Origin of the sequence: Solirubrobacter soli DSM 22325, assembly GCF_000423665.1 — a bacterium.
GTDB lineage: Bacteria > Actinomycetota > Thermoleophilia > Solirubrobacterales > Solirubrobacteraceae > Solirubrobacter > Solirubrobacter soli.
On the sequence record NZ_AUIK01000008.1, the window covers coordinates 88,277 to 101,772 of the forward strand.

The window sequence follows — 13,496 nt, forward strand, 5'->3', positions numbered from 1 at the left end:
TCTCAGCCCGAATATGGTCAGCATGCATCCGACCCTCATGGCTATGTACGCCGACGCTCGCCAGCAGAGCCTTCGCTCCGCCGCCGAGTCACGCCGGGGCCGCGTGGTCCGTTCCGGCACCCGCCGATTCATCGTCCTTCCGCGTCGCCCGCGCCGTTCGGCGCGGGTCGCGCACGTCTAGAAGCGCGTAACAAAGCGCCCTGTAGCCTGACTACATGGGCATGGAGACTGTTCAGAAGACTGACGCGCAGTGGCGCGAGGAGCTGACGCCCGAGCAGTACCAGGTACTGCGTAAGGCCGGAACCGAGCGGGCGTTCACCGGCAAGTACTGGAACAACCACGACGACGGCATCTATCGCTGTGCCGGCTGTGGCGCGGAGTTGTTCGGGTCCGACACGAAGTTCGAGTCGGGCTCGGGCTGGCCGAGCTTCACCGAGCCGAAGGTGGCCGAGGCGGTCACGCTCAAGCGCGACATCTCGCACGGGATGATCCGCACCGAGGTCGAGTGCGCCCGCTGCGGCGGCCACCTGGGCCACGTGTTCGACGACGGCCCGCGCGACGCCGGCGGGCTGCGGTACTGCATGAACTCGTGCGCGATGGACTTTCAGCCCACCGCTTCCGAGTAAGCCCGCAGCAGGCCGTTCCACCCGCCTTCTCCGCCGACGGCGCCCTTGAGCTCGTCGGCCGCGGTGTGGCGGTCCAGGTGCCGGTGCTCGAGGGTGACGCGGGTCGCGTCGCCCTCGGGCGTGAAGGTCACGTCGATCTCGCTGGAGCGCGCCGGGTCGGTCTCGCACTGCCACGTGCCGCCGATCCGCCATTCGAGCGTCAGGCGCGTGGGCGGGTCGTAGGTCAGGATCGCGCCCCATTCGGTCGTGCTGCCGTCGGTCCCGACCTCGTACCAGCGCATCGTGTCCGGGTCGATCACGGCCCTGGCCAGATCCGCCTGGCCGATCTTGTGGCTGCGCGGCCACCAGCTGTCGAACTGCTCGGCGAAGACGAAGAACGCCCGCTCGGGTGTGGCGTTGACGGTGATCTCGCGGCGAACTGCCGAGTCCGTTGCCTGCATGCCTCGTTTCCTCCTACGTGGGGTTCTCGACCGCTTCCTTGAAGGCGGCCAGGGCGTGCATCCAGAACGCGTCGAAGTAGTCGCGCAGCTGGGCGATGCCGCTCGGATCGAGCTGGTAGAGACGCTTGGTGCCCTCGGCGCGATCGGTGACCAGACCCGCCTGCTTGAGCACTTTCAGGTGCTGTGACACCGCCGGGCGGCTCACCGGGAGGTCCTTGGCGATCTCGTTGACCGGCGTCGGGCCCTTGGCCAGGCGCTCGAAGATCGCGCGGCGCGTCGGGTCCCCCAGAGCGTCGAATCCGTTAGTCATCGCTTACCGTAAGTTGTAGCTTACGGAGGGCGGGTGTGTCAACTCGCGGGTACGGTGGACTCGGATGGCTGTCGTCGCCGCCTCGGGCGTGGTGAAGACGTTCGGAGAGGGCCGCGCCGCGCGGCGGGTGCTCGACGGCGCGTCTCTGAACGTGGAGGCGGGCGAGGTCGTCGCCATCCTCGGCCGGTCCGGCACCGGCAAGTCGACGTTCCTGCACCTCGTGGGTGGGCTCGACCGGCCCGAGGCGGGTGAGATCTCGGTCGCCGGCGTCGCCGTCACGGGCGCGTCCGAGCGGGCGCTGTCGCGGCTGCGTAGAACCCGTATCGGGTTCGTCTTCCAGTTCTTCCATCTGCTGCCCGAGTTGTCGGGAGAGGCCAACGTGCTCCTGGCCGGGCGGGTGCGGGGTGCGTCGGTCGATGCGGCGGCGCGGGGACATGAGCTGATCGACCGGCTCGGGTTGCGTCCGGTGGCGGGGTCGCTGCCGCACCAGCTGAGCGGCGGCGAGCAGCAGCGGTTCGCGATCGCGCGGGCGCTGGTCAACGACCCGGCGCTGCTCTTGGCCGACGAGCCGACGGGCAACCTGGACGTGACGGCGGGCGCCGAAGTCCTGCGCCTGCTGCGCTCCGGCGCCGACGAGGGCCGCGCGGTCGTGATGGTCACCCACGAGGCGTCCGCGACCTCGATCGCCGACCGCGTCCTGACGCTCCGCGACGGCCTGCTGGTCGAAGCGTGAGCACGCGCGTCGCCGCCCGCGGCCCCACAGTGCGTGTCGCCGCCCGCGGCGTCACCCCGCGCCGCCTCACCCCGCGGGTCGCCGCCGGCCGCCTCACTCCGCGCGTGGCCGCCCGCCGGAGCCCGCGGTGATCCGCGACGCCCTCGCCGCCCTGCGTGCGCGGCGGTCGCGCACCCTGCTGGCGGCGGTCGGCGTGCTCGCCGCGTCGCTCGTCGTCGGGACCGCGACCACGGTCGGGTACTCGCTGGCGACCGGCTTCGATCGTGCGGCGGAGCGGTCGGACCTGCCCGACGTGCTCGCCCGCTTCACCCGCGCGCCGCGCGCCGAGGTCGACGCGCGCGTCTCGGCCCTCCCGAACCTCGAGGCGCGCTCCTACCGGAACGAGCAACTCAACCAGCGCGTGTCCTCCGGCACGCACACGACCGGGAAGGGCGCGGTGACGGCCGTGCTCGGCGGGCGGCGCGGGTACCTGATCAGCGACGGGCGCGACCTGCGCGACGGCGAGGTCGGCGAAGCCGTCATCGAGCGCGGGCTCGCTCGCGAGTGGGGCATCGGCCCCGGGGACACGATCACCGTGCACGGCGGGCGCAACCGCCTCGGGCTCGGGGAGTTGCGCGTCGTGGGCGTGGCGGTCTCGCCGGACAACGTCGCGTTTCCTTTGGCGAGCGCGGCGCGGGTCTACGTGTCCGAGCAGGAGTTCATCAACGCGTTCGGGCTCGGCCGGCGGGTGCGCCCGAACACCGCGCTGCTCTGGCTGAACGACCCGTCGAAGACCGACGTGACGTTGACGCAGGCGCGGGCGGTCGCGTTCGGTCTCGGAAAGCTGCAGTTCATCACCCGCACAGGCGTCCGGATCCTCCTGTCGCAGGCGGCGGGGATCGTGATCTCGCTGCTGGTCGCGTTCTCCTTGGTCGCGCTGTTGGCGGCGGGGACGATGCTCGCCGCGGGCGCGCACTCGGAGGTCCAGCGACGCCTCACCGGCTTCGGCGTCCAGCGCGCGCTCGGCTTCGGACCGGGGCGGATCGCCGCGCAGCAGGCCGTCGAGGCCGCGGTCGTGGCCGTCCCAGCCGCTGCGCTGGGCATCGCACTGGGCGCCGTCGTCGTCGCCAAACCCGCGGCCGACCTGCTCGCGGCGCTGAACGAGGTCGGCCCGGGCGTCGCGCTGATCGCCCCGCTCCTCGCCGCCCTGCTCGCGGTGGTCCTGGTCGTCGTGACCGCCGCCACCTGGCCCGCCTGGCGCGCTGCGCGCCGCCCGCCGGTCGAGATCCTCCGCGGCGGCGACCTCGCCCGCCGCCCCCGCCACCGCGCTCGAAAGGGGTCAGACCCCGTATCTGCGGGTGGTGGGTTGTTCGCGCTGGGTGTGCGGTTCTCCACCGCGGCGCGGGGGCGGTGGGTCGCCGCCGTCGCGACCATCGCCGTGTGCGCGGGCGTGGTGACGTTGATGCTCGCGCTCGCGTCGTTGCTCGAGCGGTTGCGGGAGGACCCGGGGACCGTCGGGAAGCGCTATCAGCTGGCGGTGTCGCTCGATGCGGGGACGATCCCCGACGCGCGGCGCATCCCCGGCGTCGATGCCGTCGGGCAGCGGTACTCGATCGACGCGGCGGACTCGTTCCGGCTCGGAGAGCCCGTGCGGCTGGTCGCCTATCCCGGCGATCACACGCAGTTCGAGGACCCGCCGCTCGCCGAGGGGCGAAGGATTCGGGGGCCGAACGAGGTCGAGGTCGGGCAGGGGATGGCGGACGCGCTCGGGCTGCGGCCCGGCAGCGTGCTGGCGACACAGATCCCGGACGGCGGCGAGGTGCGCTTTCGCGTCGCCGGCGTCGTGCGCGCGCTGGAGAACGACGGGCGGATCGCGTGGGTGCGGCCCGACAAGCTGCTCGCCCTGCGCCCCGACCTCAGCCCGCAGGTCGTCGTGCGGCTGAAGTCCGGCGCGGACGCGGCCGCCGTGACGCGGCGTCTGCGGGAGTTGGGTGCGGCGTTCGCCACCGTCGGCGCCGCGCAGACCGACAACGCCGCGTTCCTGTCCGTGCTCGCGGCGGTGCTGCGCGGGGTCGGGCTCGCGGTCGGTCTCGTCTGTCTCTACGCGCTGATCCAGGCGCTGACGGTGACGGCGCGAGAACGCCGCGGGGCGGTCGCGCTGCTGCGGGCGGTGGGCGCCGACGGCCCCTCGGTTGGCCTCGTCCTGGCCGGCGCGGCGATCGCTGTGGCGATCCCCGCCGCGCTCGCGGGGATCGCACTCGAACTGCTCGCCTTCGGCCCGCTCGTCGCCCGCCTCGCCGCGGGCTTCGCGGCGCTGCCCCTGTCGCCGACCCTCGGCCAGCTCGCGCTGGTGACCGGCGGCCTGCTCGCGCTCGCGGTGCTGGCCACCGCGCTGGTCGCACGACGAGTGCTGCGCGAACCCGTCGTCGCGGGGCTGCGGGAGGAGTGACCGTGCACGCGAGCGTCGACATCCGCGAGCAGAGCGCGAGAAACTCGACGCTCGCGCGCGACGAGGCGCGCGGCGGCGCGGAGGCGCACGGCGGCGCGGAGACGCGCGGCGGCGCGGCGAGCGCCACGCGCGGTGTGGCGCGGGCGCTCACGACGCTCGCCGCCGCGGCGGTGCTCGCGGCTTGTGGCGGCGACCAGCGACCGGCCGCCACGCCCGCGGGCGGGTCGACGCTCCAGGCCACGTATGTCGACAAGGACGGCGACGGGTTCCTCGAGCGTGGGGCGGGCGAGCCGTTCGTCGACCGCGGGCGGCGCGCGAAGCTCGGCGCCACCCTGGCCACGTTCGCGCAGCTCACGGACACGCACGTCAGGGACGAGGAGTCGCCCGCGCGGGTGCCGTTCCTGGACCGGATCGGGGCGCCGTTCACGTCGACGTTCCGCCCGCAGGAGGCGTTCAGCACGCAGACGCTCGACGCGGCGGTGAGGGCCGTCAACCAACAACGCCCGCAAGCCGTCTTCATCACCGGCGACATCACCGACAACGCCCAGCGCAACGAGCTGACGATGGCGCTGGACACGCTGAACGGGAAGACGGTCCACCCCGACACCGGCAAACGCGGATACGACGGGGTCCAGGACGCGGACGAAGCCGACCCGTTCTACTACCGCCCCGACCACGACGCCCCCACCCACCCGGGCGCGATCGAGCAGGCGCAACGCCCGTTCAAGGCCGCCGGTCTGAACGCGCCGTACTACCCGCTGGTCGGCAACCACGACGTGCTGGCGCAGGGCGAGGTCCCGCCCACCCCGGCGATCGACGCCTTCGCGACCGGCGACCGGCTCGTCCCCAGCCTGGACCCCGACCTCCGCCCACCCACGAGAGAGGTCGACGCCAAACAGGCCGTCGCCGCGCTCCTGTCGGGCAGCGTCCCCCTCGACACGGTCCATACGCCTCCCGACCCGGACCGCGCGATGAACAAGCCCGGCGAGGCGGAACGCCGCCTCGGCCACCCGAACATGGACTACACGGTCGACCTCGGCGCCCGCGTCAAAGCGATCCTGATCGACACGGTCAACCGCGACGGCTCCTCCCAGGCCCGCATCACGCCGCCGCAGATCGAGTGGTTGAAGACGCAACTGAACACCCCCAAATGGGTCCTCGTGTTCAGCCACAACCCGCTGACCGACGCCGCGCTCGAACAGCTCGACGCGCACCCCAACGTCGTCGCCAGCATCGCGGGCAACAGCCACAAGAACCGGATCGCGCAACGCGGCCGGTACTGGCAGATCACCACGTCATCCCTCGCCGACTTCCCGGAACAGGCCCGGATGTTCCGTCTCAGAGCAACGGATGACGGCGTCGCCCTCGAAACCTGGATGGTCGATCACGACGGCAGAGGCCTCGCGGGCATCAGCCGCGAGCTCGCCTACCTCGATGCGCAGGGCGGCCGTCCTCAGCATTTTGCGGGGAAACGGTCTGACCGGAACGCAACGCTCTTTTTGTCAGATCCGTAATCGCAACACCCGCCTCCCGCTTCCGTTCTTAAACGCAAGCAGTCATTCGAGAGGAGAAGTACGTGAAGACCAGGGCTTTCCTGGGCAGCTTGGCTGCCCTGAGCCTCGCCGCCGCATGCGCTCACACGGCTGACGCAGCAGTCCAGGTGAGCCAGTCCGGCTGGCAGTGGGGCAATCCGACCCCACAGGGCAACACCATCCGCGCGATGGACTTCATCTCCGGCCGCGGGTACGCGATCGGCGACGACGGCACCGCGCTGCGCACCGACGACGGCGGCGCGACCTGGGCCGGTCTTGCCACCGGCACCTCGCAGGACCTGACACGCCTACAGGCCGTCACGCCGGACGTGATCACGATCCTCGGCGGGGACGGCTGCGTCGTCCGCCGCTCCGACGACGGCGGCGCGACGTTCCACAAGATGTTCGTGCTGGCCGAGACCAACTGCCCGGACCGGGTCGCGGCCTCGTTCTTCGTCAACCCGCAGATCGGTTATCTCCTGCTGCGTGACGGGAACGTGCTGCGCACCACGGACGGCGGGCAGACCTTCGGCCGCGGCACCGCGGTCCCCGGCACGCCCGCCAGCGCCGCCGGCGGCCAGGGCACGCCCGCCGACGCGATCTTCACCACCCCCGACGCCGGCATCGTCTTCCTCAACGGCTCCAACACGGCGTACAAGACGACCGACGCGGGCGCCTCGTGGACCCCGGTCGGCGGCGTCGACCCGGGCAGCGTCACCCGCATGAAGGTGATCAGCCCGACCGCGTTCTTCGCCTTCGGCCCGGACACGCTGCTGCGCTCCACCGACGGCGGCGTGACCTGGCAGAAGCGCGCGGGCAGCGCCGGCAGCACGATCACCGGCATCGGCTGCGCGACGGACGACGTCTGCCTGCTCTCCACCGACAAGGGCGACAAGCTGCTGCGCACGGAGGACGGCGGCGCGACGTCGACCCCGGTCACGGCCAGCACCGCGCCGATCTTCGCGGCCGGCTTCGCCAACGTGAACCGGGCGGTCGCGGCCGGTTCGGGCGGCGCGACGGTGATCTCCGACGACAGCGGCAAGAACTACGCGCCGGTCGGCGGGGACATCGCGGGCTCGTTCCAGTTCGGGCTGCGGCTCGGGCCGACGCCGGAGATCGCGCTCGCGCTCGGCGCCAAGGGCCAGCTCGCCCGCACGACGGACAACGGCGTGACGTGGAAGGCGATCAACGTCGCCACCTCCGCCGACATGCAGGACACGTCGTTCACCGACGCCGACAACGGCTACGCGCTCGACCAGCGCGGCGGCCTGTTCCGCACGACCAACGGCGGCGCGAGCTGGGCGCCGATCGACCCCGGCACGACCTCGGCGCCGAAGGCCGTGATCGCGAGCGGCCAGACCGTGCTCCTGGCCGGTCCGCGCGGCATCCGGCGCGCGGCGCAGGGCGGCGAGTTCGAGCTCGTCCAGGTCAAGGCGGCCCGCGGCGTCGCCGTCAACCAGTTCGACCGCGGCGCCAACGCGATCTTCGCGTACGGCTCGACCGCGATCGTCCGCACCACCAACGCCGGCGAGTCCTGGACGAAGCTCGTCGGCCCGACGCGCAAGCAGGGCAAGAAGACCGTGCCGCTGCGCCTGCGCGACGTCGACATGACCTCCGGGAACGCCGGCTACGCGCTCGACACGAGCGGGCGGGTGTGGCACACGAGCAACGGCGGGAAGAAGTGGGCGGAGCTGCCGGGCGTCGGCACCGACTCCGGCCTCGCGCTCTCGTTCGGCTCCGCGACCAGCGGCTACCTGACGATCGGCGCCTGGCCGGCGGACGAGGGCGTCGCCTACGTGCTGCGCACCACCGACAGCGGCAAGCACTGGCGTCCCCAGCGCATCGCCAGCGGCCAGTTCCCGGGCACGGAGGGCGTGATCAGCCCGTCGGGGACCCGCGCCTACGGGCTGACGTCCACCCCGTCCGCCGCCAGCGGCACGTTCCGCAGCCTCTTCACCACCGGCACCGGCGGTGACGCGGGCAGCGCCTCGACGCTCTCGCTGACGACCAACACCAAGAAGGTCACCAAGAAGGTCAAGCGGATCACCGTCGGCGGCGCGCTGAAGGGCGCCCAGGGCGGCGAGCCGATCGTCGTCTCGGCCCGCAGGGTCGGCTCGACCTCGTGGAGCGAGCAGGTCGTGACCGCGGGCGCCAACGGCGGCCGTTTCACGGCGACGTTCAACATCAAGGGCCCGGCCGAGTTCGTGGCCCGCTGGGCCGGCGACTCGGGCCGCCAGGGCGCGGGCTCGAGTGTGCTGACCATCACACTCAAGAAGTAACGCTCACTTGAGGGCGCGGGGCGCTCGTACCCTCGGTACGGATGTCCCGCGCTCTCCTCGGTATCGGCTTCATCGCCGCCGGCGTCCTGCACTTCGTCAGGCCGCGGATGTATGAGGCGATCATGCCCCGCTACCTGCCGGCCCACCGCGAACTGGTCTACGCCAGCGGTGTCGCGGAGATCGTGGGCGGAGCGGGCGTGCTGCACTCCAGGACACGTCGGGCCGCGGGCTGGTGGCTGATCGCCACGCTGGTCGCGATCTTCCCGGCGAATGTCGAGATGGCCGTACACGCCGAGCGCTTCAGGCAATTTCCCCGCGCGCTGCTGTGGCTTCGGCTCCCTTTGCAAGGCGCATTGATCGCCTGGACGTGGCTGACCGCGGCGCGCTGACGGCGGCCGTCGCGGTCGCGCGGGCGCACGGCCTGCGCTGCGACGACGCCGTGATCCTGCGCGACCAGCTCAACGTCCTCGTCCACCTCAAGCCCGCACCCGTCGTCGCCCGCGTGGCGGGGACGATCGCCGCCGTCCGCCCGGGAACGGCGTGGCAGGCGCGCGAGCTGGCGATCACCGCCCACCTCGCGCGGGCCGGCGCGCCCGTGGTCGCACCCTCGGGCGAGCTCCCGCCCGGCCCGCACGTCCACCAAGGCCGCGTCATCAGCTTCTTCGAGTACGCCGAGGTCGTCGACGAGCCGGCCGACCCGGTCGCCGCCGGAGAGGGCCTGAAGTTCTGCCACGAGGTGCTGCGCGACTTCCGCGGCTCGCTGCCCGTCCTGTCCGGCGTGACCGAGGCCGAGGCGCTGCTGACCACCCTCGCCGCCGAGGAGTCGATCGACGGTGCCAACGCGCATCGGCTGCTCGATCACATTCTCGAGCTGCACTCCACGCTCGGCACGCTGCGCGCGCCGATCCGCCCGCTGCACGGCGACGCCCACCTCAACAACGTCCTCAACACCGCGAACGGCCCGCTGTGGAACGACTGGGAGGACACGTGCCTCGGCCCGCTCGGGTGGGACGCCGCCTGCCTGAAGCTCACCCGCGACGGGGGAGAACGAGCGGAGGCGGCTCTCGCCGCCTCCGGGATCGACCTCGACCCGGGCGAGCTCGCGCTCTGGGAGGAGGCCCGCTCGTTGCAGGTCGCCGTCTGGCGCGCCTACCTCGCTACGTCGTGACGGGCACCAGCTCGCCGTCGATGTTCGGCTCGGTCTCGATCGAGTCGACCAGCAGGAACGCGAGGATCGCGCCGACGATCGCGAACCCGGCGCCGACCATCAGCGCCGTCTGGAAGCCCTCGGTGAGCGCGACCGGCATCGGGCTGCCGGCCTCGGCGACCGAGTCCGTGCGCGAGTTGGCGACCGCGGCCAGGATCGCCAGGCCGAGCGCGCCGCCGACCTGCTGCGACGTGTTGATCATGCCCGAGGCCAGGCCGGCCTCGTGCCCGTCGACGCCCGCGACCGCACCGACCGTCATCGACACGAAGGCGAAGCCGAGGCCGAAGGCCGAGATCAGCGCCGGGAACAGGATGTCGCCCACGTAGCTGCCGTTCGGCGAGATCTGGGCGAACCAGAACAGGCCGATCGCCGTCAGGACGAGGCCGAGGATCAGCGCCGGCTTGACGCCGAGCTTGGTGATCATGTTCGACGCCAGCCCCGCCGAGATGATGATCCCCACCGCCAGCGGCAGGTAGGCGATGCCCGCCTCGAGCGCGTCGTAGCCCAGCACCTGCTGCATGTACAGCGAGATGAAGAAGAACATCGAGAACAGCGCCATGGCGATCAGCAGGCCGACGATGTTGACCCCGCGGATGCTGCGCACACGGAAGATGCCCGGGAACGGGACCAGCGGCGCCTTGGTGGTGAGCTCGATGACGACGAACGAGATCAGCAGGACGGCCGCGATCGCGAACAGGACGAGCGTCTCGACCGAGCCCCAGCCCGCCTGGTTGGCGTTCACCAGCGAGTAGACGAGCAGCGACAGGCCGGCGGTCACCGTGACCGCGCCCGCGAAGTCGAAGTTGCGCTCACCCTCGTTGCGGCTCTCAGGCAGCAAGCGCGGAGCGAGGAACGCCGCCACGAGGCCGATCGGCACGTTGACGAACAGCACCCACTCCCAGCCGGCCCACTGGGTCAGCATCCCGCCGAGGAGCACGCCGGCCGCGCCGCCGGACCCGGCGACCGCGCCCCAGACGCCGAGCGCCTTGTTGCGCTCCGCGCCCTCTTCGAAGATCACCGTCACCAGCGACAGGGCGGCGGGGGACAGCAACGCGGCGCCGAGGCCCTGGACGGCACGCGCGGCGATCAACCAGATGTCGCTCTGGGCGAGGCCGCCTGCAAGCGAGGCGCCCGCGAACAGGATCAGGCCGGCGATGAAGAGGCGCCGTCTACCAAGCAGGTCGGCCATGCGGCCGCCGAGCAGGAGGAAGCCGCCGAAGGTGAGCGTGTACGCGTTGACGACCCACGACAGGTTGTCCTGCGAGAAGTCCAGCGCGGTGCCGATCGACGGCAGCGCGACGTTCACGATCGAGGCGTCGAGGACTACCACGAACTGGGCGAGTGCGAGTAGTGCTAGCGCGACCCATTTGCGCTCATGCGTTTGAGACATTTTGCGTTGACCCCTGGGGAGGAAGTGGAGATGGAGTTCCGGTTCTGGTTTTGAGAATACGGAATTGACGTTCCGTTTGTCAAGCAATACAGTCGACGTATGGACCAACTCGCTCCCCGCCCGCTCAGAGCCGACGCGCGGCGCAACCGCGAGCGGGTCATCACCGCGGCCGGCATCGTCTTCGCCGAGCAAGGGCGCGATGCCCAGATGGACGACGTCGCCAAGCGCGCCGGGGTCGGCGTGGGCACCGTCTACCGCCATTTCCCGACCAAGGAAGCGCTGATCGAGGCGCTGGCGGTCGATCGCTTCGAGAAGATCCTCGCGACGGGCAAGGAAGCGCTGCTGAACCCCGATCCGTGGGAGGCCTTCCAGGGCGCGATCTGGGCGGGCGCACAGCTGACAGCCTCCGATCGCTCCTTCACGGAGATCGTCGGCGAGCTCTCCGGCCCGATGCCGCTGCCAGAACGGCTCGAACGCGAGATGCGCGAGACCTACGGCGAGCTGATGCGGCGCGCGCAGGAGGCGGGCGAGCTCCGCGCGGACGTCGTGTTCGACGACATCCCGATGCTCATGTGCGGGATCGGCATGGGCGCGCTCAAGCCCCACGTCTGCCCGGACGCGTGGCAGCGCCACGTCGCGATCGTGATCGACGGTCTGCGGACACAGAACGCCACCACTCAGCTTCCTACTTCTCGCTGCTCCTAGTCTGTGGGGCTATGACCCCCGAGACCGTCACGGATCCCGATCTCCAAGAGGTCGCGTGGGACCTCTCCGACCTGATCGACGGCGCGGACGCCGATGCCGCCCAGGCCGCCGTCGACGCCCTGCTGGGCGAGGCGCAGACCCGCGCCGACGCGTTCCAGGCGCAGTACGCCGGGAAGGTCGCTTCGCTCGACGGTCCCGGGCTGATCGCCGCGATGAAGGAGCTCGGCGAGATCGAGGAGACGGCCGGCCGCGCGGGCACCTACGCGCACCTGTCCTTCTCGGTCGACACGGCCAACCCCGCGTTCGGCGCGCTGCTGCAGCGCGTCGAGGAGAAGGGCACGGCGATCGAGACCGCGCTGCTGTTCTTCCACCTCGAGTGGGCGGCGCTGGACGACGACCGCGCCGAGGAGCTGCTGGCCACTGACGGGCTGGACTTCGCGCGCCACCATCTGAAGACCGCGCGCCGCTACCGCCCGCATCTCCTGACCGAGCCGGAGGAGAAGATCCTCGCCGAGAAGGCGCTGAGCGGGCGCTCCGCGTGGGTGCGGCTGTTCGAGGAGCAGACGGCGGCGATCGCGGTCGACCTGCCCGAGGCGGAGGAGCCGGTGGCGCTCGACGTCGCGCTCTCGCGGCTCTTCGACGGCGATCGCTCCGTGCGCCAGGCGACCGCCCAGGCGGTCACCGACGCGCTGCAGCCCGGCCTGCGCACCCGCGCCTACACGTTCAACACGCTGCTCGCGGACAAGATGACCGACGACCGCCTGCGGTCCTACCCGCACTGGCTGGCGTCGCGCAACCTCTCCAACGAGGCGTCGGATGAGTCCGTGCAGGCGCTGATCGACGCCGTGCGCGGGCGCTACGAGCTGCCGCGGCGCTGGTACCGCCTGAAGGCGCAGCTGCTCGGCATCGACCGGCTCGCGGACTACGACCGCATGGCCGCCGTCACGCAGGACACCGAGAAGGTCGGCTGGCCCGAGGCCAAGCAGATCGTGCTCGACTCGTACACGGGGTTCTCCGGCGAGCTCGGCGCGCTCGTCCAGCGTTTCTTCGACGAGTCGTGGATCGACGGGCCGGTGCGGCCGGGCAAGCGCGGCGGCGCGTTCTGCTCCTACGGGGTGCCGAGCGTGCACCCGTACGTGCTCCTGAACTACACGTACCTGCGGCGCGACGTCCTGACTCTCGCGCACGAGCTGGGCCACGGCGTGCACGCGGCGCTGGGCTCCAAGCAGGGCGTCTTCCACATGGCGACGCCGCTGACGCTGGCCGAGACCGCCTCGGTGTTCGGCGAGACCCTCGTGTTCGAGCGCCTGCTCGACGCGGCGCCGTCCGCCGAGTCGCGCCTGTCGCTGCTGGCCGAGTCGATCGAGGGCTCGATCGCGACCGTGTTCCGCCAGGTGGCGATGAACCGCTTCGAGCACGTCGTCCACACCGCGCGGCGCGACGAGGGCGAGCTGTCCGTCGACCGCTTCGGCGAGCTCTGGAAGGACTCACAGGAGGAACTGCTGGGCGACGCGGTCGAGGTCACGGAGAACTACCACTCGTGGTGGTCCTACGTCCCCCACTTCATGGCGTCGCCGGGCTACGTCTACGCGTACGCCTACGGGCAGCTGCTCGCGTTGGCGGTCTATGGGCGCTATGAGGAGGAGGGTCCCGGGTTCGCGGACGCCTACCTCGAGCTGCTCTCGGCCGGCGGGTCCAAGTCGCCGGAGGAGCTGGGCGAGATCGTCGGCATCGACCTCGCCGACCCGGGCTTCTGGGACAAGGGCCTGGACATCGTGGAGCGCAAGCTCGACGCGGCCGAGGCCGCCGCGCGGGAAACCGGCCGCGTCTAGCAGATGAAGGCGCA

12 protein-coding genes are annotated in these 13,496 nt (G+C 71.6%); 9 read left to right on the forward strand and 3 right to left on the reverse strand.

Annotation, left to right across the window (positions count from 1 at the left end):
• Positions 1 to 221: 221 nt before the first annotated feature.
• Positions 222 to 626, forward strand: coding sequence for a peptide-methionine (R)-S-oxide reductase MsrB (gene msrB, locus G569_RS0104675; protein WP_028062559.1), 405 nt, complete (start codon positions 222 to 224; stop codon positions 624 to 626).
• Here the strand turns inward: msrB and G569_RS0104680 are convergent.
• Both G569_RS0104680 and G569_RS0104685 read right to left on the reverse strand, forming a co-directional pair.
• On the reverse strand, positions 605 to 1,066 hold the full coding sequence (locus tag G569_RS0104680) for an SRPBCC family protein (RefSeq protein WP_028062560.1): 462 nt from the start codon (positions 1,064 to 1,066) through the stop codon (positions 605 to 607). The two genes, msrB and G569_RS0104680, sit on opposite strands and share 22 nt — an antisense overlap.
• Positions 1,067 to 1,079: 13 nt before the next feature.
• Positions 1,080 to 1,376 (reverse strand): ArsR/SmtB family transcription factor, encoded by a 297-nt coding sequence (locus tag G569_RS0104685; RefSeq protein WP_028062561.1) that lies wholly within the window; start codon positions 1,374 to 1,376, stop codon positions 1,080 to 1,082.
• A 64-nt stretch (positions 1,377 to 1,440) separates the two neighbouring features.
• Between G569_RS0104685 and G569_RS0104690 the strand changes: the two genes are divergently transcribed.
• The 6 genes from G569_RS0104690 to G569_RS45585 all read left to right on the forward strand — a co-directional run bounded on the left by G569_RS0104690 (position 1,441) and on the right by G569_RS45585 (position 9,516).
• A complete protein-coding gene (locus G569_RS0104690; RefSeq protein WP_028062562.1) occupies positions 1,441 to 2,109 on the forward strand; it encodes an ABC transporter ATP-binding protein in 669 nt (222 codons plus the stop codon).
• A 127-nt stretch (positions 2,110 to 2,236) separates the two neighbouring features.
• Entirely contained in the window at positions 2,237 to 4,537 is a 2,301-nt protein-coding gene (locus G569_RS0104695; protein ID WP_028062563.1) for an ABC transporter permease, read from the forward strand.
• A gap of 2 nt (positions 4,538 to 4,539) precedes the next feature.
• Positions 4,540 to 6,051 carry a metallophosphoesterase family protein gene (locus G569_RS0104700; protein WP_169542065.1) on the forward strand — a complete coding sequence of 504 codons (1,512 nt, stop codon included), beginning with the start codon at positions 4,540 to 4,542 and terminating at the stop codon, positions 6,049 to 6,051.
• A 62-nt stretch (positions 6,052 to 6,113) separates the two neighbouring features.
• On the forward strand, positions 6,114 to 8,348 hold the full coding sequence (locus G569_RS0104705; protein WP_211232909.1) for a WD40/YVTN/BNR-like repeat-containing protein: 2,235 nt from the start codon (positions 6,114 to 6,116) through the stop codon (positions 8,346 to 8,348).
• Between the two features lie 41 nt (positions 8,349 to 8,389).
• Entirely contained in the window at positions 8,390 to 8,737 is a 348-nt protein-coding gene (locus tag G569_RS0104710; RefSeq protein WP_028062889.1) for a DoxX family protein, read from the forward strand.
• Positions 8,716 to 9,516 (forward strand): phosphotransferase, encoded by an 801-nt coding sequence (locus G569_RS45585; protein ID WP_053225862.1) that lies wholly within the window; start codon positions 8,716 to 8,718, stop codon positions 9,514 to 9,516. The genes G569_RS0104710 and G569_RS45585 overlap by 22 nt, the downstream gene beginning before the upstream one ends.
• Here the strand turns inward: G569_RS45585 and G569_RS0104720 are convergent.
• Positions 9,506 to 10,885 carry an MFS transporter gene (locus tag G569_RS0104720; RefSeq protein WP_245602401.1) on the reverse strand — a complete coding sequence of 460 codons (1,380 nt, stop codon included), beginning with the start codon at positions 10,883 to 10,885 and terminating at the stop codon, positions 9,506 to 9,508. The genes G569_RS45585 and G569_RS0104720 overlap by 11 nt on opposite strands.
• A 159-nt stretch (positions 10,886 to 11,044) precedes the next feature.
• On the opposite strand from G569_RS0104720, the gene G569_RS45590 reads away from it, so the two are divergent.
• Complete coding sequence (locus G569_RS45590) at positions 11,045 to 11,650, forward strand: TetR/AcrR family transcriptional regulator (RefSeq protein WP_037494759.1); 606 nt, start codon at positions 11,045 to 11,047, stop codon at positions 11,648 to 11,650.
• Positions 11,651 to 11,661: 11 nt separating this feature from the next.
• Positions 11,662 to 13,482 carry a M3 family oligoendopeptidase gene (locus G569_RS0104730; RefSeq protein WP_028062567.1) on the forward strand — a complete coding sequence of 607 codons (1,821 nt, stop codon included), beginning with the start codon at positions 11,662 to 11,664 and terminating at the stop codon, positions 13,480 to 13,482.
• The last annotated feature ends 14 nt before the right edge of the window (positions 13,483 to 13,496 follow it).